The 21,234-nt window shown below is 56.9% G+C and carries 27 protein-coding genes; 12 read left to right on the forward strand and 15 right to left on the reverse strand.

Annotated features, from left to right (window positions below; translation table 11 throughout):
• Nucleotides 1-263 precede the first annotated feature (263 nt).
• The 8 genes from C0039_RS20275 to C0039_RS20310 all read right to left on the reverse strand — a co-directional run bounded on the left by C0039_RS20275 (nucleotide 264) and on the right by C0039_RS20310 (nucleotide 5,232).
• The gene (locus tag C0039_RS20275; RefSeq protein ID WP_076001084.1) at nucleotides 264-668 is read right to left on the reverse strand and encodes a hypothetical protein; all 405 of its coding nucleotides are present in this window, start codon (nucleotides 666-668) and stop codon (nucleotides 264-266) included.
• Nucleotides 669-1,041: 373 nt separating this feature from the next.
• On the reverse strand, nucleotides 1,042-1,911 hold the full coding sequence (locus C0039_RS20280) for a universal stress protein (protein ID WP_076001083.1): 870 nt from the start codon (nucleotides 1,909-1,911) through the stop codon (nucleotides 1,042-1,044).
• 153 nt (nucleotides 1,912-2,064) lie between these two features.
• Nucleotides 2,065-2,307 (reverse strand): hypothetical protein, encoded by a 243-nt coding sequence (locus C0039_RS20285; protein ID WP_076001082.1) that lies wholly within the window; start codon nucleotides 2,305-2,307, stop codon nucleotides 2,065-2,067.
• A 99-nt stretch (nucleotides 2,308-2,406) separates the two neighbouring features.
• Nucleotides 2,407-3,432: an AraC family transcriptional regulator gene (locus C0039_RS20290; protein WP_076001081.1), complete on the reverse strand. Its 1,026-nt coding sequence runs from the start codon at nucleotides 3,430-3,432 to the stop codon at nucleotides 2,407-2,409.
• 70 nt (nucleotides 3,433-3,502) lie between these two features.
• Nucleotides 3,503-4,021, reverse strand: coding sequence for a PspC domain-containing protein (locus tag C0039_RS20295; protein ID WP_076001080.1), 519 nt, complete (start codon nucleotides 4,019-4,021; stop codon nucleotides 3,503-3,505).
• Complete coding sequence (gene pspB, locus C0039_RS20300; RefSeq protein ID WP_076001079.1) at nucleotides 4,021-4,281, reverse strand: envelope stress response membrane protein PspB; 261 nt, start codon at nucleotides 4,279-4,281, stop codon at nucleotides 4,021-4,023. The genes C0039_RS20295 and pspB overlap by 1 nt, the downstream gene beginning before the upstream one ends.
• A gap of 69 nt (nucleotides 4,282-4,350) precedes the next feature.
• Nucleotides 4,351-5,031, reverse strand: coding sequence for a phage shock protein PspA (gene pspA / locus C0039_RS20305; protein WP_076001078.1), 681 nt, complete (start codon nucleotides 5,029-5,031; stop codon nucleotides 4,351-4,353).
• 21 nt (nucleotides 5,032-5,052) lie between these two features.
• On the reverse strand, nucleotides 5,053-5,232 hold the full coding sequence (locus tag C0039_RS20310) for a hypothetical protein (RefSeq protein ID WP_076001077.1): 180 nt from the start codon (nucleotides 5,230-5,232) through the stop codon (nucleotides 5,053-5,055).
• 192 nt (nucleotides 5,233-5,424) lie between these two features.
• Here C0039_RS20310 and pspF point away from each other — a divergent pair, with 192 nt between their 5' ends.
• Nucleotides 5,425-6,441 carry a phage shock protein operon transcriptional activator gene (pspF, locus tag C0039_RS20315; RefSeq protein WP_076001076.1) on the forward strand — a complete coding sequence of 339 codons (1,017 nt, stop codon included), beginning with the start codon at nucleotides 5,425-5,427 and terminating at the stop codon, nucleotides 6,439-6,441.
• A gap of 85 nt (nucleotides 6,442-6,526) precedes the next feature.
• Nucleotides 6,527-7,990, forward strand: a complete 1,464-nt coding sequence (locus C0039_RS20320; RefSeq protein WP_101519140.1) for an NAD-dependent succinate-semialdehyde dehydrogenase — start codon at nucleotides 6,527-6,529, stop codon at nucleotides 7,988-7,990.
• Nucleotides 7,991-8,020: 30 nt separating this feature from the next.
• Here C0039_RS20320 and C0039_RS20325 read toward each other — a convergent pair whose 3' ends face one another.
• Genes C0039_RS20325 through C0039_RS20335 form a run of 3 tightly spaced genes read right to left on the reverse strand, consistent with a single transcriptional unit; the run spans nucleotide 8,021 to nucleotide 10,769 of the window.
• Nucleotides 8,021-8,488 (reverse strand): SRPBCC domain-containing protein, encoded by a 468-nt coding sequence (locus C0039_RS20325; protein ID WP_076001074.1) that lies wholly within the window; start codon nucleotides 8,486-8,488, stop codon nucleotides 8,021-8,023.
• An 11-nt stretch (nucleotides 8,489-8,499) separates the two neighbouring features.
• Nucleotides 8,500-9,666, reverse strand: coding sequence for a sulfotransferase family protein (locus C0039_RS20330; RefSeq protein ID WP_101519141.1), 1,167 nt, complete (start codon nucleotides 9,664-9,666; stop codon nucleotides 8,500-8,502).
• Complete coding sequence (locus tag C0039_RS20335; RefSeq protein ID WP_101519142.1) at nucleotides 9,666-10,769, reverse strand: DUF1214 domain-containing protein; 1,104 nt, start codon at nucleotides 10,767-10,769, stop codon at nucleotides 9,666-9,668. Before C0039_RS20335 ends, C0039_RS20330 begins: the two co-directional genes overlap by 1 nt.
• Before the next feature lie 286 nt (nucleotides 10,770-11,055).
• Here C0039_RS20335 and C0039_RS20340 point away from each other — a divergent pair, with 286 nt between their 5' ends.
• The 7 genes from C0039_RS20340 (at nucleotide 11,056) to trmA (ending at nucleotide 15,317) form a co-directional block, all read left to right on the forward strand.
• Complete coding sequence (locus tag C0039_RS20340) at nucleotides 11,056-11,730, forward strand: Bax inhibitor-1/YccA family protein (protein WP_198171639.1); 675 nt, start codon at nucleotides 11,056-11,058, stop codon at nucleotides 11,728-11,730.
• Between the two features lie 66 nt (nucleotides 11,731-11,796).
• Nucleotides 11,797-12,189 carry a sulfurtransferase complex subunit TusD gene (gene tusD / locus C0039_RS20345; protein WP_101519143.1) on the forward strand — a complete coding sequence of 131 codons (393 nt, stop codon included), beginning with the start codon at nucleotides 11,797-11,799 and terminating at the stop codon, nucleotides 12,187-12,189.
• A 1-nt stretch (nucleotide 12,190) separates the two neighbouring features.
• Complete coding sequence (tusC, locus tag C0039_RS20350) at nucleotides 12,191-12,562, forward strand: sulfurtransferase complex subunit TusC (protein ID WP_101519144.1); 372 nt, start codon at nucleotides 12,191-12,193, stop codon at nucleotides 12,560-12,562.
• A 1-nt stretch (nucleotide 12,563) separates the two neighbouring features.
• Nucleotides 12,564-12,854, forward strand: a complete 291-nt coding sequence (gene tusB, locus C0039_RS20355) for a sulfurtransferase complex subunit TusB (protein WP_084179803.1) — start codon at nucleotides 12,564-12,566, stop codon at nucleotides 12,852-12,854.
• A complete protein-coding gene (locus tag C0039_RS20360) occupies nucleotides 12,851-13,174 on the forward strand; it encodes a TusE/DsrC/DsvC family sulfur relay protein (RefSeq protein WP_423810694.1) in 324 nt (107 codons plus the stop codon). The genes tusB and C0039_RS20360 overlap by 4 nt, the downstream gene beginning before the upstream one ends.
• An 8-nt stretch (nucleotides 13,175-13,182) precedes the next feature.
• A complete protein-coding gene (locus C0039_RS20365) occupies nucleotides 13,183-14,202 on the forward strand; it encodes a glycosyl transferase family protein (RefSeq protein ID WP_101519146.1) in 1,020 nt (339 codons plus the stop codon).
• Nucleotides 14,202-15,317, forward strand: a complete 1,116-nt coding sequence (trmA, locus tag C0039_RS20370) for a tRNA (uridine(54)-C5)-methyltransferase TrmA (RefSeq protein ID WP_101519147.1) — start codon at nucleotides 14,202-14,204, stop codon at nucleotides 15,315-15,317. Before C0039_RS20365 ends, trmA begins: the two co-directional genes overlap by 1 nt.
• A gap of 1 nt (nucleotide 15,318) precedes the next feature.
• Here the strand turns inward: trmA and C0039_RS20375 are convergent, their stop codons facing one another.
• Both C0039_RS20375 and C0039_RS20380 read right to left on the reverse strand, forming a co-directional pair.
• Nucleotides 15,319-16,212 carry a hypothetical protein gene (locus C0039_RS20375; protein WP_101519148.1) on the reverse strand — a complete coding sequence of 298 codons (894 nt, stop codon included), beginning with the start codon at nucleotides 16,210-16,212 and terminating at the stop codon, nucleotides 15,319-15,321.
• Nucleotides 16,213-16,215: 3 nt separating this feature from the next.
• Nucleotides 16,216-16,842, reverse strand: a complete 627-nt coding sequence (locus C0039_RS20380) for a dUTP diphosphatase (protein WP_232334783.1) — start codon at nucleotides 16,840-16,842, stop codon at nucleotides 16,216-16,218.
• A 202-nt stretch (nucleotides 16,843-17,044) separates the two neighbouring features.
• On the opposite strand from C0039_RS20380, the gene C0039_RS20385 reads away from it, so the two are divergent.
• The gene (locus tag C0039_RS20385; protein WP_133126062.1) at nucleotides 17,045-17,932 is read left to right on the forward strand and encodes a hypothetical protein; all 888 of its coding nucleotides are present in this window, start codon (nucleotides 17,045-17,047) and stop codon (nucleotides 17,930-17,932) included.
• 268 nt (nucleotides 17,933-18,200) lie between these two features.
• Here the strand turns inward: C0039_RS20385 and C0039_RS20390 are convergent, their stop codons facing one another.
• The gene (locus C0039_RS20390) at nucleotides 18,201-18,614 is read right to left on the reverse strand and encodes a hypothetical protein (protein WP_207796500.1); all 414 of its coding nucleotides are present in this window, start codon (nucleotides 18,612-18,614) and stop codon (nucleotides 18,201-18,203) included.
• Between the two features lie 325 nt (nucleotides 18,615-18,939).
• Complete coding sequence (locus C0039_RS20395; RefSeq protein ID WP_133126063.1) at nucleotides 18,940-19,938, reverse strand: hypothetical protein; 999 nt, start codon at nucleotides 19,936-19,938, stop codon at nucleotides 18,940-18,942.
• 262 nt (nucleotides 19,939-20,200) lie between these two features.
• On the opposite strand from C0039_RS20395, the gene C0039_RS20400 reads away from it, so the two are divergent.
• The gene (locus tag C0039_RS20400) at nucleotides 20,201-20,521 is read left to right on the forward strand and encodes a hypothetical protein (RefSeq protein WP_207796501.1); all 321 of its coding nucleotides are present in this window, start codon (nucleotides 20,201-20,203) and stop codon (nucleotides 20,519-20,521) included.
• Between the two features lie 25 nt (nucleotides 20,522-20,546).
• The gene (locus C0039_RS20405) at nucleotides 20,547-21,128 is read left to right on the forward strand and encodes a DUF4410 domain-containing protein (protein WP_101519153.1); all 582 of its coding nucleotides are present in this window, start codon (nucleotides 20,547-20,549) and stop codon (nucleotides 21,126-21,128) included.
• Nucleotides 21,129-21,234 lie beyond the last annotated feature (106 nt).

A 21,234-nucleotide genomic window follows, 5' to 3' on the forward strand; every position in this document is an offset into this window, starting at 1 on the left:
TTTCCGCTCCAGCTTGGTAAAACCTTTAATCTATTACATTGGGAGCAAAAACAATACCGCTAGAAGGTGACAATGCTCTCGCAGGCATATATCTGAAAAAAAACCCGGCACGATGGCCGGGTAAAGTAGGGATCATTCAGTGACTGGGGGCGTCTGCGCAGCCTCAAGGGGCTGCCAGCCGCGGTAATAAAAAGAGCCCGGTTACTCCCGATACAGCAGGGCCGGGCTAAGGTAGGGATCTCTTTACCTGCACTCGGTGACAATCAGGCCGCTGCCTGCTGAAAGGCATCAGGATGCCGCCTGGCAAGTGCTTCAAAACTGTAGTCTTCCATGCCCAACTCCTGCAGCGCGGGCATCACATCACGGGTACTACCTGATTGCAGTCGGCGATGAATCGCCGGCACCAGCCCATTCTTGTTGACCATCTGCCAGGTGCCCGTAGCCCGGGTGCGCTTGCCCTTGTTAAAGCTGAGCGCCTCCTCATAGGCGTAGATTGCACGCAGTGCGTCCAGGTCAACCTCAGAGTCGACGTCATGTGCCTCTGCTCTAAGGTCTACAGCACGTCGGTAAGCCTGCACCGCCAGTTCCGGGTGTCCGTTGCGTATCGCATTTTTAGCGAACACGTAACACAGTTGCGGTTGCTGAATGCGCTCTACTAATTCATGCATGATGTCTCTCCCGTTGCAGCAATGCGTGTTGGTGCTGCCTTGTGCATGGGGGACATAATAGGGATAGCGAGTGGTCGACCACATGGCCGCGGGCGTCAGTCGCATGGCCGCGGGCGCCAGGGCCGAGCGGAGATCTAGAATTGGCTTTAAGTGAAGTTGATATCTAGCAGAAAAACCGAAACTTAACCGGCATAAAAAAGCCCGCCGGTCACAAAGTGAGGCGGGCTAACAGCCGTATGCTTCGGGGCAGAAACATCGGCCAGGGGACGTGTCAGCACGCGCAGGGAGCGACGTGCTTCCTGAAACATAGACGCCACTGAGCAAATAGCAAATTTTTACCGCAAATATTTCCCGGCGGTGACTCCGGCCCGACTCAGGGCTTGATCGCCAGCACGTCGGTCTTCAGGTGGGTGAGTACTTTTTCCGCGGTATTGCCAATCAGCCTTGCCTTTACGCCTTTCCGGCCGACAGTACCCATGACTACTATTTGCGCGCGCTTGGCAGCCGCCTGGCTGGCGATGACCTTTTCCACCGGCCCGCGCTTGGTGTGAAACGCCTTCTCGGGAATCCCATGTCGCTTGGCGAGTTTGCGGATGACTGGCTCCATATCACTCCTGGCCCGCTTAACGTAAGCTATCGGATCTACCAGATCCAACTCCTGCAGCAGGGCCGGCACTTCCACTGCGCAGATTATTTCCAGTTTCTCTCCCATAGCCTCGGCAAGCGCTTTGGCCTGGCCCAGCACGCGATCATTAAGCTGCTTTTTGGCGGCTATACTGCTCGCAAGGTCCAGCGCCGCCATTACCGGGGCCGTTCTACTCCACTTGTTACTCGCGAGAATAAGCAGCGGTACGGGACACTCTCGCAACAACAGCCAATCAGATGACGCATATGCAAGAGTTTCCGAGCGGCGCCCGGTCTTTACCACCATCTCATACGCGGTACTGGCACAGCGCTTGTTGACCCAGTCCACGATGTCTTTTTCCCAGTGCACTCGCAGCTTCACTTTCTGCCCCGACACTTGATACTTGTCGATGACCGACTGCAGTTCGGTTTCGCGTTGTGACAACAGTCGCTGCTTGATCGCGCTTCGGGCCGCGGTATCCACTTCCAGTTTGCCAAGCGGTGCGTACACAAACGCGACGACGTCGGCATCCAGACCGAGCTTGTCGGCAAGTTCCAACCCACGCGGAGTGGCACCGCAACGGCCTGTGATGTCGGCTATAACCAGTATTTTACCCATGCTCGCAACCCTGCAATGTCTGTATGAGCAAATTATAGGGCGTTGCGAGAAGGAAGGAAGTGAAGGAGATCAATAAGACGCTATAAAGTGTTTGCCCGGGAATGGCCGCCTAATTGGGGCGACCCGCCAATGTCCGACGCCTGAAGACCGGCCTTACACTCTGTACCAGCGTGAACCCGCCCGGGCGACTCGACCTTCCCGCTGCAGGTCCTCCAGCGCCCGCTCCACCATGCCCTGATGGTAAATATCCGCATGTACCGGTGCCAGCCCTCCCAGAGAACGCGTGATGTCAACGCTGGTAGAGCCGTTGCGATGGCTGGCGCAGATCACCAGATACACAATGGAATTCAGCATACGCACGACTTTGTCCGAGATAATGGTTACCGGGTTGCTCATGGTCAGAACTCCTCAATGGTTTCGTGACCAGATTACCCAGCGCAGGCGCATCAGCATATTGCCCGCCGCGCCAGTGGCATGGCCGCAGGCGCCAAGTCGTCAGCGCTGTTTTGCACTCTCCCGGTAGTCTGCGGGTGCCATACCTGTCCAACGCTTGAAAGCCCTGGAGAAGGTACTGGGCTCAGAGAACCCAAGCAGGTATGCGGTTTCCACTACCGAGCGGTTGGGGTGTCGCAGGTACTTCTTCGCCAGCTGTAGGCGCGTATCCTGCAACAGGTCAAGAAAACTGGTGCCCTCCTCCTTCAGCTTCCTCTGCAGTGTACGGTTACTGACATGCAATGACTCGGCAATCTGCTGCTGACCTGGCGGACCGTCAGGCAAGTGCTCAAGGATCTTGTCGACCACGTCCCGGGACGTGGAGTGGACCAGGAATCCGTCCAGATAGGCCTGGGTTTGCTCGTCATTGGCCCGGGCGAGTTGCGGGTCGCCGGTGACCAGCGGCTCGAGGATATCGGAACGGTACCAATTCAGGCGGCTGCGCTCACAGTCGAAAAGCACGCGGGAGCTCAACGCGGACTCCCAGCGCTCTGGCGACTGTGGGCGGGGCCTTTCAAGCTCGACCGATAGCGGGGCGATAAAGTCGCCCAGGGCAAGACTGCACATGCGCGCAACCATGCCTACTGCATAGTCCCGATTGGCATAATGAAAGTGCTCGGCGTTTGGCAAACGGCCAAAATCGACGACAACCTGCTCACCTTCCTCGCGCAGGCTGAGGTCAGACGCTGTGCTCACCAGTTTGCCAAACCGCACCAGACGACGCAGGCCGTCATAAACGGTATCACTGGCGAGCCAGGCGAGACCCAGGCCACGCAGCACCTGCGGGCGCAGCTGCTGCGCTGCCAACAGGCCGAATGCTTCATCGCCAGACATCTCAACGCAGCGGCTCATTAACAGGTTGAACTGGCCCTGCGGTAATCGCCAGTCGGGATTGGCGATGCTGGCAACATCGATACCGACTTCATCTACCACTTCCAGCGGGTCCAGGCCGCAAAGTCGCAAAGCCTGCGCGACAGGCAACAGGAACGTACCCAGCACAGAGTGCTGCAAGCGAGTATTGTCAGTCATCTTTGTCCCCTGGCAGTCAGCAGCACTATACCACTGCCCACCATGGGGAAAGAACCGCCAGGGGCTGGCTTTAGAGCTTGGAGAATTCCTTATTCAGGTTGTAGCGACGCGAGGTCACATACGACTCCATGTTTTCGACCCGGCGCAAAGCAGCGTCCAGGCGCTCACGCGCCCGTTCCAGGCGGACGCTGCCGGACTCACTGTAGCGAAAAACTTTGCGCGGCCGGTAGTCGTGGTAGCGCTCGTCGTACTCCATTTCAACCGGTATGTCCTCGAACTCAGGCTCATCGTCCGCGTAGCTGCCGTCAGCAACGCGCCGTGTGGGCCGGGGAGCCAGCAGTATCCAGGCGCCCAGGTAAACCCACAGGGCCAGGGTGCCGGTGAACAAAAAGCCGCCTATCCACACCAGGCGCATCACCCAATGGGCAATATCCCAGTGATCCGCCAGGCCGGCACAGACACCAGCGATCTTGCCGTCGCGGGTGTTGCGATAAAGACCCATGCCCCAGCCTCCACGTTTATTACTGCGGAAGCGGCCACTCTCGCGGCGATAAGTACCGCGGTATTCATGCTTGCGTCGTCTGGACATCAGCTTGCCTCCTCTTGTGTTGCACTGCCGCGCTGGCTGCGCCAGTCCGGATGATCGGCATCCAGTAGCGACTCCAGCGTACCGATGCGTTCGGTCAATTTATCTACGGTTTCCAACATCTGTTCTACTGACTCCCGGTCCTCCTGGGAGAGACTCCGTGAAGAGCGGCTCAGGCTGCGGTAATGCATGGTGATCCACATGGGAGCCACGACTACCATAAACAGAATGGTGGGGACGAACATGAACTTCCAAAATTCCATTAATTCCTTCCTCCGACACCATGAAGACCAGGCATCATGCTGCCATTAATGAAGTGGATGACCAACTGCTCAGGAGGCCCCTGGCTTTTCGCTCATCTCGGATTTGATGCGATCCAACTCATCATTGATGCGCTCGTCACCGGCCAGTGCATCGATCTCTGCCGCCAGGTCCGGGGGTACGTCGCGGCCGACGTCCATGGATTCAAGCTGGCTCTCAAGGTTATCCATGCGCCGCTCGAAGTGCTCAAACCGCTGGAAAGCACCGTCCAGCGCCTCACGGTGAATCTGGCGCTTGACCTTGATACGCGATTCGACTGTTTTACCACGCATTAGCAACGCTTTCTGTTTGGCCTTGGCGTCGTTCAGTTTCTGCTGCAATTGCGCGACCTCGGTATTCAAATGCTCAATGTGCTCATCAGTTGCCTTGAGTTCACCCTGAACGGCCTCAACCTCTTCCTCAATAGCGTGCTTCTCCTGCAGCGCAGCCCGGGCGAGATCCTCGCGGCCGCGAGTGATCGCCAACCTGGCCTTCTCTTCCCAGGACCGGGCTTCGGCCTCTACCTGCTCCAGGCGCCGCGCAGCCGCCTTGCGGTCGGCAAGCACTTTCGCTGAAGAAGAACGCACCTCAACCAGCGTGTCTTCCATCTCCTGAATAATCAGGCGGATCATCTTTTCCGGGTCCTCCGCCTGGTCCAGCAAGGCGTTGATATTGGAGTTGATGATGTCTGTCATACGGGAAAATATACCCATGGTGTTTCTCCTGTTGTCGGTTTACCAGCCTCGGCTGCGCGCCTTGGCAGCGGGACTGGCAATCCAGTAAATCAATTCAATCACTGCAACCACCTGTATAAAACTCCACAGGCCGGCTGCCTCATCGACGACCACGGCAGTCAGTGCACACAGCATCGCCAAGGTGCCGTAAATCAGAAACCGTTCTCCCAGTTTGTTCATTCTAGTAATCCCTACTTCTCTGAGCTTCTGTGCGCCCTGTGACACATTACAATACACATCCCGTGCCAAGACACTTAAGCTACTGTTTTATATCGCTTTTCCAACTTCCACGCGGTCACCTGGTGACTATTCTAGGCGTATTTAACCCTACTAGAAGGTTCTTTTTACACTTTTAATAGGTATATTTAGCCTATGAAGAGAAACCAGGAAAGCATCATCGGTAACTCCGTCGCTCTGGCCAGCGCTTTGGAGCAAGTCTCTCTGCTGGCATCGATCAACCGCCCCGTGCTGATCGTCGGCGAGCGCGGAACGGGCAAGGAACTGGCTGCGGATCGCCTGCATTACCTTTCCCCGCGCTGGGACGCCCCGTTACTGAAAACCAATTGCGCCGCTATCGCCGAGGCGCTGCTGGAGTCGGAATTGTTCGGCCATGAAGTCGGCGCCTTCACCGGCGCCACCCGCGTGCAAAGAGGTCGTTTCGAGCGCGCCGACGGCGGCACTTTGTTTCTGGACGAACTGGGCACCATGTCCATGCGCTTACAGGAGAAGTTGTTACGGCTTGTGGAGTACGGTGAATTCGAGCGCCTTGGAGGACAGCAGACATTACAGGTGGACGTTCGCGTCGTCGCCGCTACCAATGCAGACCTGCCCGCGCTGGCCGCGCAGGGAAAATTTCGCGCTGACTTGCTGGACCGTCTCAGCTTCGACGTGGTGCACCTCCCCCCCTTACGCCAGCGTCGCGAGGACATCGCGGAACTGGCAGAACACTTTGCCATACAGATGAGCAGCGAACTGGGCTGGGAGTACTTTCCCGGTTTTGCCGGTTCAGCCATGCAAAAACTGGCGAACCATGACTGGCCTGGCAATATCAGGGAACTGAAAAATGCCGTGGAGCGCTCTCTGCACCGCTGGGGAGACGGCACCCGTGAAGTGGGCGAGATTGTCATCGACCCCTTCATCAAACCCTGGCAGGAGGAAGCCCCGCCTGCCAGTATCCAGGCTGACCAGGCGTCGGCGCCACAAGCGCAGACCCCGGCCGTAACTGACTTCCACGCCCATATGGAGGCACTGGAGAAGCGCCTGTTGCAACAGGCGCTGGCCGAGAACGGCGGCCATCAACGACGCACCGCCCAGGCCCTGGGCCTGAGTTACGATCAAATGCGCGGAATGGTACGCAAACACGGCCTGTCGCGCAGAAGGCGCGGCTGACAATTCTCTCCCCTAAGGGGGTATATGATCGCAGCACGAGAAAAACCTACTATCATTCTTTTACACGCATACCAGGAGTTCAATTATGTCGCTGGCTCTAGCCGACAAAACACTGCTTAAAAACCAGGCATACATAAATGGCCAGTGGGTGGATGCCGACGATGGCAGCACCTTCGCGGTCACCAATCCGGCCAACGGGGAGCACATCATCGACGTGGCGCGCGCCGGCACCGGGGAGACCGCGCGCGCAATTGCCGCCGCAGACTCAGCAATGCAGGAATGGAAGTCCACACCGGCCAAGTCTCGCGCCGCCCTGCTGCGCAAATGGTTCGACCTGATGATGGCCCACCAGGAGGACCTGGCCATTATCATGACCGCAGAACAGGGCAAGGTGCTGGCGGAATCCCGCGGTGAAGTCGCCTACGGTGCGTCCTTCGTGGAGTGGTTTGGCGAGGAGGCCAAGCGGGTCGAGGGCGATGTCATTCCTGGACCGTCCGCCGACAGGCGCATCGTGTGCATCAAGCAACCGGTGGGCGTGGTGGCCGCCATCACCCCCTGGAACTTCCCTAACGCGATGATCGCCCGTAAGGCGGCACCTGCCCTGGCGGCGGGCTGCGCCATTGTGATCAAGCCGGCAACTGAGACGCCACTGTCCGCATTCGCCATGGCAGAGCTGGCCGAACGCGCCGGCATACCCCCCGGCGTGATCAATGTGGTGGCGGGTTCCAGTGCGGCCATCGGCGGGGAGATGACCGCCAACCCGATAGTGCGCAAGCTCACCTTCACTGGCTCAACACCAGTGGGCAAGATGTTGATGGAGCAATGTGCCGCCACCGTGAAAAAAACGTCCATGGAACTGGGCGGGAACGCGCCATTCATTGTCTTTGACGACGCAGACCTGGACGCCGCCGTGGAGGGCGCACTGATTTCCAAGTACCGCAACGCCGGGCAAACCTGCGTCTGCTCAAACCGCCTGTTTGTGCAGGAAGCGATCTACGACCGATTCGTAGAGAAACTGGTTGCGGCGACCGCAGCAATGAATGTGGGCGATGGCATGGACGACGGGATTTCGATTGGCCCCCTGGTCAATTCAAAAGCGGTAACGGATGTGGACGGGCTGGTGCAATCATCGGTGGCAGCCGGGGCCAAAGTGGCCCTGGGTGGAGCCCCTCACAGCCTTGGCGGTTGCTTTTACCAGCCCACAGTACTCACCGAAGTCACTTCGGATATGGCGGTATTTCGCAATGAAATTTTCGGCCCCGTGGCTCCCGTCATCCGTTTCTCCACAGAAGATGAAGTGGTAGCCATGGCCAACGACACCGAATTCGGCCTGGCCTCCTACTTCTACACCCGCGATATCGGCCGCGTCTGGCGTGTCGCCGAGGCACTTGAGTATGGAATCGTGGGGATCAACGAGGGCATTATTTCCAACGAAATGGCGCCTTTTGGTGGCGTAAAAGAGTCGGGCTCCGGCCGGGAAGGCTCCAAATACGGCATGGACGACTACCTGGAGATCAAGTACATGCTGATGGGCGGACTGGACACCTGAACGACCCGGGATTTCGGGGTTGGCTGTGCCCTATCCCGTACCGCGCTGTTGCGCATAGAGCGCCTCTGCGCGGGCCTTCAGGTTTTGTGCACACAGCTTAAAACCCTGCTCTACTGGCGCGCCCAGCATCTCGACCATCTGCTGGGCAGCCTCACCGCTGAATATGTCGTAGGTTACATAGGTACAGTGATCTTCATCCACGGGCTCAACGACCTGGGAGCGATCCGCATGGATCGGGTCTCCGGGGTTGTTCTCCATGGACCAGGTGATTTTTCGCGGTGGCTCCAGCAGGGTGATGTACTCCACCTGGTCCTGCAGCCCCTGACCAAGGTCTACTTTCATCACCACCGGCGAGCCCACTTCAAGTGTCGCCTCGATGGACGGGCAAAACTGGTTCCACTGCGGGTACCGGGCAAAATCCACCAACACATCCCAAACCAGTTGCGCGGGGGCCGCGATGGTCACGGTGTCCGAACTGACGGTAATCGTATCGCTCATAGCTACTCCATTCAGGCGCTGATAGGCCAGCGCGAGTCGCCGGTATAGAACGCGAAACGCCGGTCGATCAGCTCCCGCGTCAGGCCGTATTCCTCCAGCTTGTACTCGTGCCTGCCATGCTTGCCCTTGGGGTTGGCGCGCACGTGAGAGGCCAGCACAGCTTTTGATTCGTCGCTCAGGTTCATCGCAAAGGCATCGTAGACACGCTGCACAACACCCAGCGGGTCCTCCACGAACTCCTGCTGCGAACAATCCACAAAAAGCTCTGCAGGCAGTTTTTCGCGCATGGCCAGCCCCTTTTCCAGGCTCATGGCGTACCAATCCATCACCGCGCGCCCTATCTCACCGGCATCCAGATGGCTGTAATCGCCCAGGTACATATCCATAACCACCCGGTTCATGCTGCTGATCGACGGCACAACCGCCTGCGGGTCGCGATGGCACCAGACGAAGCGTGCATCCGGGAACACCTTGAGAATGGCGTCCAGGCTGTGCATGTGCGCCGGTGCCTTGAGCATCCACTGCTCTCCCGGCATGCGCCAGTTGAGCATTTGCATCTGCTTTTTCTGGTAGGCATACAGCGGCTCCGCGTCCTGCGACAGCAGCCAGCTACGATAAGGTTCCAGCATGATTTCAAAACCCAGCTGCACACCGGTGAAGGCGTAGGCGTGCAGCAGCACACACTCCTCGGGGGTATCCGCATCCACGTAGTGAATCTTGGCAAACTCCGAGTTACGCGACTCTTCCAGCGCTTTGGCCAGGAAGTCATAACGCGGGTCTTTGTCTCCGGGCTGACTGCCGGGCCAGGGGTCGGGGAACTGCACCTCCCACTGCAACAGACCCCTGTTTTCCGGTGCCGAAACCAGCAGGTTGAGCAAAGCGGAGGTGCCGGATCGAGGCAGCCCTGTGACAAAGATGGGGGCAACGATTTCCTGTTCCCGCCAGGCGGGAATAGTCTTGAACGCATTTTCGCATTTGAGCCGGGTACACAGTTGAAACACCACTCGCTCGCGCAGGCGCTTGCGACCTTCGGGGTCCTGCACGTGACGGTCATAGGTCTGCAGTAGCACCTCCAGACCCTCCCGGTAAGGCAGGTCGCCAAAGTCATCGAAGCCGGTTTGCGCGACGGCCTCGGCGACCAGTTCATCCGCTATAAAACTGACAATGACGCTGCTCATTACAGGTCCGCCAGCTTCATCACACGGGTCTTCAGCAGAGGGTGACGCTGAGCCCCGATCCAGCGCCAACACATGGTGCCCATATTGTGGCCCGCAGTTTCAATCCAGTTGGGTACACCCGGGTCCACGTGTGATACCACCACGCGAACGCTACCGTCGGGTTGGTAATGCGCCGTGTGCTTGTTAACGTGAATAGTGTGATGACGATAGTCCAGCGACTCCATCCACCAGTTGTCCAGCTGGAAGTTCCAGGTCTCACATTCCGGAATATCCGGCGCGTCAATAACAAACACCTCGTCGTCTGCGAGCTGCCAGGCACTGTGGAAGTAGAAGATATTGGGGTCACCGCCAATGGACTGACAGTAGGCCTGATCTGCCGGCGGCAGCTCGTTGAGTGTAGGCAGGAAGCTCTCGACCCAGTTTTCAAACATTTGCGCAGCGCCCTGCACCCACATGGTGGCGCCGACCAATCCACGCTGCAGTTTCTCCGCATTGAATGGCTCCGGTCGCTCTTCACTGGCGCCCAGGCGCTCGATCTTGAGATCAGCGGCCTGCTCGCCAATGCGGTCCTGGAAGGTCTGTCGCACCAGCACGGAATTGGAGTCCTCGGCCATCGGCAGCCAGTTCCCCGGCTGCTTTTCCCGGCTCACGATGATCTCTATATTGCCGTTTGCATCCACATCCATATCCCGGTGGTCGATATGGCCTGTCACCTCCATAGTACCGCCCGAGCCATACTTGTTGATGGTGGTGCTGATACCAAGGTAGCTCACCGTGTTACGCTTGCCAGTGATGCGATAATCGAATTGCGAGCGGATGGGCGAGCTCTCATAGCGGTTGTCCGGGTTATCCGCCCCGAGTTTGATGGTCTCATGCGCGCCGCAGCGCAGTTGGGGAAACAGCGGATCGCTGAATTCCAGGTAGCTCTCCAGCCCGCCGCGCAACAGGCGGGTCAGGTAGCGATAGCCCTCCGCCTTGTTGAACGCGTCCTGGGGCGCGTTCTCGCTGTGCACTATCCTGCCTGCCTCTTTGAGCGCATCGCAGAATTCATCCCAGGTGGATCCGTCGAGTATTTTCGCGTCAGCTGCGCTATGGTCAGACATCAGGGCCTCTCTTATTGGCTTTGTGGGAAAAGCCAGTGAATTGCAATTGCCGGGACAGTGCAACCGATATGTCGGCGACTCGCAGTGAACAGCCAGGCCACCTGTTGACGGGTGCGAACTGTTAAACCGGGCGAGCGCGGGGTACGGGGGAGAGATTGCTGGTAAACTATCGGCATACCCGGATGAAAATCAGGGTTTCATGGCCCTTTAAATTTGAACTTCACGCCCTTATTATCTGTCTTAGGAACATACGCACTATCCTGTGCAATGCGTTACGGAGTAAACGATGCAAGACAAGAGTTTGTATGAGATGAATACAGCCGGCATGGACAGTGTGCTGGCCACCAACAAGGTGTTACGTAACACCTACATGTTGCTGGCCATGACACTCGCTTTCAGTGCCGTAACCGCCACTATTTCCATGGCCATGGGCCTGGGACAAGGTGCTGCCCTGGTGCTGATGCTGGTCGGCTTTGGTCTGCTGTTCGTGGTCAACAAGATGGCCGACAGCAGCAAGGGCCTGCTTGCTATCTTCGCCTTCACCGGCGTCATGGGCGCATCCATAGGCCCGATGCTCAACTATTACCTGTCCATGCCCGGCGGCCCCGCGCTGGTAATGCAGGCCCTGGGTGGCACAGCGCTGGTCTTCTTCGGCCTGTCTGCCTACGCGCTGACTACCCGCAAGGACTTTTCCTTTATGGGTGGTTTCCTGTTCGTTGGCCTGCTGGTCGCAGTCGTCGCGTCCATTGCCAATATCTTCATGGGCATCCCGGCGGTCTCCCTGGCCATTTCGGCGGCCATTGTAATGATCATGTCAGGACTCATCCTGTTTGATACCAGCCGCATCATAAATGGGGGCGAAACCAACTACATTCGCGCAACGGTGTCCCTGTACCTGAACATATACAACCTGTTCATCCACATGCTGCACCTGCTGACTGCGCTGGGCGGCGATGACTAAGCCTTTAGGCCGTACTGACAAACCCCGGCCTGCGCCGGGGTTTTTCGTTTCTAGGGTACTTTTCCCTTGATCTATACCCTGCTTGTCCTTGCCTCACCAGTGTCGGGGCATGGCGCGCGCACCGCTGCCCGCTTTGCCAGCGCTGCCCTGGACAGGGGGCACCGCATTGATCGCATCTTCTTCCTGGATGAAGGCACCGCCACGGGGTCACAGTTAGCCGTGTTTCCGCAGGACGAGGCTGACCGCCTGGCGCCATGGGTAGCGCTTGCAGAGCAGCATGCAGTGGAGCTGGTGCTATGCATCGCGTCTGCGCTCAAACATGGCGTGCTGGATGCTAACGAGGCCGTCCGCCACGAAAAGCCCGCAGCCAGTGCCCACCCCGCCTTCATCATCTCCGGGCTTGGCCAGTTAATTGACGCAGCAGCCAGCGCCGACCGCTTCATTACCTTTGGCGGATGATATGAGCACACCACAGCGCAAGCGCACCGTTATCGTCATGCGTCACTCACCCTACGGCAGCAGCCTGACAAGGGCCACTATTGACCTCGCCCTGGCCATGGGCGCATTTGAGCAGGACTTTGACCTGCTTTTCATGGGGGCAGGCGTATTGCAACTGCTGACCGACCAGGACAGCGCGGAGATCGGCGTACGCAATGCGGGAAAGGTAATAAGCTCGCTTCCCCTTTATGATGTGGAAAGCGTTTTGGTTGACGCTGATGCGTTGCGACGCTACGGCATAGCAGCCAGCGACCTGGTATTGCCCGCGCGCGTTCTCGAGGCGGTGGAACTACACCCGTTACTCAGTGAAGCCGATCATCTGGTAAGTTGCTGAAATGATCCTGCATACACTCAATACAGCCGGCATCAGCGACAGCTTCCGCGACTGCTTGCGCATGGCGCAGGCAGGTGATGCGATTTTGCTGCTGGGTGACGGTGTTTATAACGCGATTCCCGGTAGTGAAACCGCGCTCGCGCTCAGGGACTGCGAGGCAAAAGTCATGGCGCTGGATACAGACGTGGCCGCCGCCGGACTGGATCAGCGACTGGGGCCTACCCTGCTGGTTGATATGGACGGCTTCGTTGGTCTTACTGAATACTATCCCCGGCAGATGGCCTGGTATTGACCGTGCTTGAGGGCGTGGACGTCGACAAAGAAGGCTTCCTGCGCAAGCTGGCCGACTGGACGCCAGAGATTGCCGAACAGTTGGCGTATGCAGAGGGTATTGAGCTTTCCGATGCACACTGGGAGGTGATCCATCTGTTGCGTGACTATTACCAGCAATACGATGCCTCTCCCGCCATGCGGCCTCTGGTAAAATATTGCGTCCTTAAGCTTGGCCCCGAAAAAGGCAAAAGCATTTACCTGCTGGGCCTTTTTCCCGGTTCTCCGGCCAAACTCGGCAGTAAGATCGCCGGACTGCCCAAACCCGAAAACTGCCTTTAAGAGAGACTTTGAATATCACCCCTGTTTTCGATCAGCCTGCAACCGAACACCCTTTTGCACCGTATGTACGCATACTTGGCAAAGGCAAGTCCGGCAGCCGCTCCTTCGACCGGCAGGAGGCCGCAACGGCGTTCAGCATGATTCTGGCGAACGAGGTGGAACCGCTGCAGCTGGGCGCGTTCCTTATGCTGCTGCGGGTAAAAGAGGAAACGGGCGAAGAGCTTGCGGGCTTTGTTGATGCCTGCCGCCTGCATATGAAACAACCTGGGACGGGACTGACGGCAGACCTCGACTGGTCAAGCTACGCCGGCAAGAAACACCAGCACCCCTGGTATGTGTTGTCCCTGCTGTTACTGGCCGGGGCTGGCTACCGGGTATTCGTCCACGGCAGCGACGGCCATACCGCCGGCAGGCTTTACACTGCGCAGGCAATGACGCAACTGGGCTTACCGGTGGCAGCAGACTGGCAGCAGGTATCAGTCCAACTGGATGAACAGTGTCTCAGCTACCTGCCGCTGCGCGCATTCTGCCCGCGACTGCACGAGTTGATACAGCTGCGCCCGCTACTCGGCCTGCGCTCACCAGTGAACACCCTGACACGAATGCTCAATCCCCTATCAGCGCCAGCCAGCCTGCAGAGCGTTTTTCATCCAGCCTACGCAGCGCTCCACCAGGAAGCCGACCGGCTACTGGGGCAGCCACGCGCCCTTGTGCTAAAGGGTGATAGCGGTGAGATAGAAGTGAAACCCCAGGCTGACACACGCCTGCAACTGCTGCGCGAGAACCGCAGCGAAGAGATACTGCTGCCGCGCACACTCAACGGCAAGGTTGCACCGGTTGACGCGCCGGACACGGCACCGCTGGTCACGCTGTGGCGCGGCGAGCAGCACGACGCCTATGGACTGAATGCGGTTCTGGCGACCACCGCGGCCGCGTTACTGGTGCTGCAGCCAGAATGGGAGCTGCCTGAGTGTGAAGAGCAGAGTCGGTTGTTGTGGGCTGACCGCGATCCAGGAAGACTGAACTGATGCCACTTTCCGCGGTAAAACCAGAGCAATACACCAGCCTACTGGAGGGGAAAGCGGCCCGCATCAACGAGTTGATGAGTGACTTCTGTCCGCCGCCCGCGCAGATATATCCGTCTTCCCCGACGGCCTATCGTATGCGAGCGGAATTCCGCATCTGGCACGATGGCGACGCTCTGGACTATGTAATGTTTCGCCGCGAGGACCCGCGTACACCGGTAGCGATCCATGATTTCCCGATTGGCTGCGAAACGATTCAGGCACTGATGCTGCCTCTGCGCGCTTACCTTCAGGCCAATCCCGAGCTGCGCCGCAAGCTGTTTCAGGTGGAGTTTCTGGCCACGCTAGCCGGTGACGCACTGGTAACCCTGATCTACCACCGCCCCTTGCAGGACGCCTGGGAAACCCAGGCCGAAGCATTGCGCCAGGCATTGCAGGCGATTAGCCCTAAGCTTTCGCTGATTGGTCGCAGCCGCAAGCAGAAACGCATCCTGGGTAACGACTGGGTTCGCGAGATCCTTACGGTTGAGGGTCGCGAGTACCAGTACCAACAGTACGAGCAGGCATTCACCCAACCCAATGCGCGGGTAAACACGCATATGATTGAGTGGGCCTGTGCCCGGGCCGCAAAACTGGAGGGTGATCTGCTGGAGCTATACTGCGGCAACGGCAACTTCACCATTCCCCTGGCGGCGCACTTCGACCAGGTACTAGCAACAGAACTGGCCAAAATCTCCGTGCGTTCAGCGCGTGAGAACCTGTCGACGAACGAGGTGGATAACGTCCAGATTATTCGGCTGTCGGCTGAAGAAGTCACCCAGGCGATGAATGGAGAACGGCAATTCAGGCGCCTGGCAGAACTGCCCCGCTCACTCGGTGACTACGATTTGCGCACGGTCTTCGTCGATCCGCCCAGGGCCGGGCTTGATGAGCAGACGGTAAAGATGGTTCAGGGATTCGAATCGATTATTTATATCTCGTGTAATCCCTACACGCTAGCGGGCAACCTGCGCGTGCTGTGCACTACGCACACCATAGAACGTTTTGCCATGTTCGATCAGTTTCCCTACACCGATCACATGGAATGTGGCGTACTGCTCACTCGTCACATGAACTGAATTAACAGCGGATACCAAAGGCCAGCAGCCCACGCCCCAGCACCTCATCGAGCTTGTCTGCATCGGCCGCGTTCACTTCCAGCGAATTCAGCCCCATCTGTCGATATATCTCGTGCTTATTCAGGCGCTCGCGCAGTTCATCCGCAGACGTATCCTCTTCCCAGCAATCGATATATACATTGCCAGCCGGTAGGTAAAAGTCGGCGTATACCAGCTCTTCAGTTGGGAGGTTTCTGCGGTAGGCGTGCGCCAACTGTGCCAGGTACAACCAGTTGCACACCCGCATTTGCAGCGGGGTTTTCAGCACGTGGCCATCGATACCATCACAGACCAGCTTCCCTTCGGTGTTGGCAAACAGGTCGGGTTCAGCGCTGGGGTCAGCCGGCTCGGCAGTGGGTATCTGGTCTGACTGGCGAGTGAGTTCGCGATGCACTACCGGGTTGTCTACCACCTCATGGGGCCAGGTCACATAGTAGGCACCGGAAGCCTCACTCTCCTCCTGCTGCCCCCCCATGGAGCGACCCAGAGGCGTCAGCTCCCAACCAAGAATACTGTGGTCCTGCAGCCCCAGCTCCGCTAACGCACGATTTATCTGCCGCGCATGCAAGCGGGGGTAATAGCGGCGCATGGACGCGGCGGTAATGCGCTGATTCGACTCGATAGCTGCCAGCAGGGGGTGATGATCCAGGGTCTGCGGCCAGACGATATATTGACCGTAACGTCGACTCTTCTGGTAGGAGCCGCCCTCGAATTCACCCTTGGGCAGCAGCACCCAGGAGTCACCGGAGCGGCGTATCCAGCCGTAGTCACGCAACGTGGCAAACAACTGCTGTACGGGAATTTCGAGCTTCCGCGCCAGCGCTGTCGTTGAAAGCTTGCCGTCTTCCTGTGACATCGATTAATCCAGAGCGGTTTCCCGGTATCGCTTCTCCAAAGCCCAGTAGACATGATCGGCAAACTCGGCGTCGTCCACGTCAAGCGTGGCTAGTAGCTCTACCAGGTGTTCGTTATCCTCTTTACCGTCCCAGTTCTTGATGTACGATCCCTCCTTGTAGCCGTGATCCTGACGGAAGAAGTTGAGCACATTCTTGCCCACGTAGGAGCGATAGAGGTCATCGAAGCCCATATCTGAGGCCAGCATCAGATCCCAGAAGAGTGAGGGAGAAAAACTCTTTGTTTGCAGGCAGTAAAGCGCCAGGGCCTCGGTCGCTTCACGCACATCGAGGCCGGAGGGCGCATGCGCTTCCAGCTCTGTCGCCATTTCCCGCGCGATCTGCTCTATATCCTTACCTTCAACAAACAGTGCGGACATACCAAAGTGCCAGATATCAACCGCTTCAAGGCGCACCTGTTCCATATCCGGCTCCTGCTTCTTCCACCATTTAAAGCCGTAATGGTCGATCAGTTCGCCACATTCGATCCAGGCAGCCCGATACCAGTCGAAATGCTGTTCAACCCAATTTTCATGCACACGGGTGTTCATCCGATCCTGCATGGTAAGCATGGTGACCAGGGCCTGTTTCAAGGAATACCTCACTGTCTGGCTAAGTAAAAACAGCGCTGAGCATAGCAGTGACGGCGAGCAAAAAGAAGATCAGCACGCCCCAACGGTAAACGAGGTATCGCGCGTGAATTCAACGGCGGCCACCCAACTTCTTCTGCACCCATAGCGCAAAAAAAAATAAAATTATGGCAAGATCGGTCGATCTGGGGGACAGGTGTTCAAAGTGCGACTATTAATTGTATTTTTGCTGTTAACACTCACGGCTTGCAAACTCTCCATTCAGGTACCGGAAGGGGGTACGGTGTCTTCCGCAAGCGGCGGATACAGTTGCAGCAGCAACCAGACCTGCGATATAGACGTTAACGATATTTATTTCAACGAAACTTTTACCGCGCAGCCCTCTGCGGGCTATCAGTTTACGGGGTGGCGCAAGCGGGAGAAAGGATTGTGCGGCGGGAGAGTAGCCGACTGCGAACTGAGTACCGCTGGATTTGCCGACAACCCAGGCCTGATGAACATCCTTGAATCAAGCGAGTCATTTTACCTGGAACCAGGCTTTGAGCTGAAAAGTGCACGGGAAGTCGCCAGACTTGAAGTCAGTGAATCGGAAGAGTCTCCCGTCACCGACGCTAATGGCAAGGTAATAGGCGGCATTCGCATGGTTGACAACTTTGGCCATATGATAGGCCTCAACTTCGAAGGTATTGAAGAGACCTTTTATCTTCACACAGAGTATTATCGTGAATCTGAAGAGATACTGGATGTCTCACTCGTGGTGGGGCTTATAGATCTTTTTTACGAGGCCCCTGAATGCGACAGGCAAGGTAAAGTCTACAAGTCCTTTGATGTTGATCTGGATGGGAACAAAGAGGGAGTGGAGTTCTCGAAACGACCCAAGGGTGAGGCGGCTGTCGGGCCGGAGGGGTTCGTCTGGATTCCCAGGCCGGGAGCAGATTATGAGGCTTTCAGCAGGGGACACATGCAGAGTACTTCCAGCCGAAGATACGGCGGCTGCCTTGATCTGGTAATGCCTTTTCGCGGTAGATTCATTGAAATGATCCCCACGAACCTGAAGCTCAAACTACCACTGACCTTCGACCCGCCTTACTGAACCAGGACCCGGGAATTAACGTCTTGCATGGTGCCCGGAGCGGGACTTGAACCCGCACAATCTTGCCGCCCAGTGATTCCAGGAGACAGGTCTGTTTCTCGGCTGTTCGGGGTTAGCCGTCATTCCAGGTCAAGGAAACGATCCAGTATTGCTAGAGCGGCAACGGGGCCGGGAGCGGCCGACAACCCCCATTTACACGCGGAAAAGCCATCATTGAACGATATGTAACGCCGATAGCCGGAGCAACCGTTGACGAAGAATACCGACGCTACTTCTCCAGACTCTTCAGCGCGTCGGTATCAACATCCTTCACGACCTCTTTCCCAATCTTATTGGGGTGAGGCATGGCCTTGTCAGTTTCTTCTTTCACCCGATAGCCGGTGTAGGCGCCAGCTGCCGCTTCCCCTGCAGCCGTCGCCTGGGCCTGCAGACGCTTCCCCTCTGCTTCGCCAGCCAGCCACCCTTCCTTATAGTCCAGGTCGGCTTCGAAGCGCTCATGGTCGCGAATATAGTGTTCCCAGGAATTACCTGCTTCCTGCATACCGGAATGGCGACCATCGTGAAATCCGACCACGTAGGCCTCAGAATGCCCCTGCTCCTTTAAAGCGCTATCACTGGTACTGCAGGCTGTGGCGAATGCCGCCATCAGTAGCACCAGAACGAATCGTGATAGAGAATACATAAAGATTAAGTCCTGTCATTGATAAGTATACTAACCGAACTGGTTACTGCCCTCGGTATCGGGGCGAGTGTACCACCAAATCAAAAGCAATAGCCCCAGCACGGAGATAGCGCCAACCAGAAGCCGTCATCCGGATCGGTCGATATCGTGTAGGCGGCGTAGATCATCGCTAGCGTGACATTGAGTCCAGGTAGTGAAGAAACCAGTACCAGAATTTCGGGCGGGTGGCCCGACCAGAAGACCGTTGCATACTTTTCAGGCACTGATCTTACAATAGTCGTAAAGCTCACCTATGACCTCGTCTCCCCATCAGATTGAAGAGTGACTACACCCTACGCAAACCCAGATAGCCCAGAACGGCAATCAGCAACAAGGTAATCACGTTAGGCAGTGGCACGGGAGCGGCTTGTGCCAGCAACGCCGGGGAAGCTATCGGTGTCGCCGTCGGTGTTGCCATTGGAGTGGGGCCGGGTGTTGGTAGCGGGAGTAGCGGAGGCACGGCAGGCAACGAAATACTCACCAGAGTACCCCATACATAGACACTCTTTTGGTATGAGGCTCCGTTCGCTGGCAGGATGTCTGCCTCTCCAAAGCGCAGAGCCATTGGCCGGTTGAGATCGTTTACCTCGAAACCGGTACCCTGAATATCATCGTCCATGTAGATTAGATCGCGCACGTTGCCCGCGATTTGTGATGGTCCCTGAAACAGATCATTGAAGTCGAAGGGGTCAACCGTAACACTCCGGTCATCCAGGTAATCTTCGGGGTTGGCCGCCCCCAGTGGCTGGATATTGGAGAAATTCATCACGATATCGGTTAACTCACCGCCCAGCACCCCTGGAGCGGGGTTTGTTGCAGCCAGCAGACGGATGACTTCTTTGTTAGCTATAGCGTTATTGGTCTTGTATACGGCAACAGCATCAGCAGTTGACGACACAGTCGAAGAGCTGATCCCTATACCTGAAGGATCGAAGCTTCCTGCATTCGCGGCGTCTGCGACGATCTGCAGAGCTGAGAGCACCCCGCCGAAACGACCAATACGCGAATCCGCCGCCAGAAGAACGTTATCGTTGACCTCTATTCTATCGTCGGAATCCGTTAAGTCGGTGTCGACAAAGAAATGTATGGTGAACTGATCGCCCAACTGAACGTTGTCAAAATCAGCTCCGTTCAGGATGACAGTATCGCCAGGATCAAAGTCGGTTTTGCCGTCCACAGCAAATGTCGCCTCGAACTGCACGATCTCCGCAGATGCGTTAGTCTCCAGGAGAATTATTCCCGTAGCCAGCGCCCCTATACAGGTCTTTCTTATTGTTTCCTTCATGATACCGTTGTTGATCCTTATGGTGCCGCACGACGGCTCATACATTTCTTCTCACAGAAAGTCGGGACGTCCTGGAAAAGCCTCGAATTCTAACTATGCTGGAGTAATCCAGCAGGTTTAAAATTATCACCATTGAATGACAAAGGCACTTATCATGTTGAAAAAGATCGTTTCAATCTTACCTCTTCTCACCATACTGTTCGCGGCTAGTGTACCGGCATCCGTCAACAAGGAAAAAGCAGGTCGCTGCAAGCAGGAAGTGATGACCCATACGCACGAATTCCGCGACATTCCCATGGCGGCCTTCTCCACCCGGGGTCACCACCATGACAATGTACTCTGGAATATCCATTGGGATGGTCGGACTGCCAATGGCAGCTGTAAGTTTCACGATAGCCACTTCAAGGGAGTGGAGGTCCACACTCACCTGCAGCACTCACATCACCAGAAAAAGAGTGAACATTACCAAGGTCAATACGGCGGCTTCTACTATGATCGTCATGTCGCCAAGTGGCGTGACCCGGACGGCAAGATCTGCCATACCTGTACACCCGAGAACGGCTTCCCCGAGCATGGTGGCTGAAACCTGAACAAGGAAAATATCTGAGATGAAATATAGTGCGACAAAACTTGGCACATTGACCTTAATGCTGCTGGCAATGACACACCAGACTGCCAGTGCAGGGAAAGCGCTGGATGACTCGACAATCTACAGTGGAGAACTATCGAAAGACCAGGCGATTCATGTTCACCTGTTCAGCACCGATGATGCAGACCTGGGCAAAGCCAAATTTCGCGACACAGCTAATGCGATGGTGAAGTCAGCGCCTCATCTGCTAGCAACCGACATCGTGGAATCGCTGAGGGCGGCTGGGTTTACGAATGTGACCCTGGAGGAATCAGAGGGAGAGCCTTCGGCCAGCGCAATGCAGGTCACTGGCCGGTTTACCCGCCTCGATCCAGGCAGTCAGAACATGAGAGTCTGGATTGGTTTCGGAGCCGGTGAGAGCAAGGTGTGCATCTCGGGCGAAGTCACCGGAGAAAATGGCGAGAAACTGGCTAAATTTGCCGACTGCCAGAATGGCCTGGGCTGGGGCGCTAGCGGCCCCCAGGGGGATAAGGGAGCCGAAATTCTGGGTGATAGAATCGCCGGTTTTCTTATCAGCTGGGAAAGCGACCGAACAGACTAACTCTGACAAAAGGGGTATCAGTGTCGAAGCCAACTGATCCCCGATTGGAGGCCAGGTTTTTTGGCTCTTCATCATTAACGGGGGACACCGGCATTCATTAAACTGA

The sequence above is a fragment of the Pseudohalioglobus lutimaris genome (genome assembly GCF_002866825.1).
GTDB classification, from domain to species: Bacteria; Pseudomonadota; Gammaproteobacteria; order Pseudomonadales; family Halieaceae; genus Halioglobus; species Halioglobus lutimaris.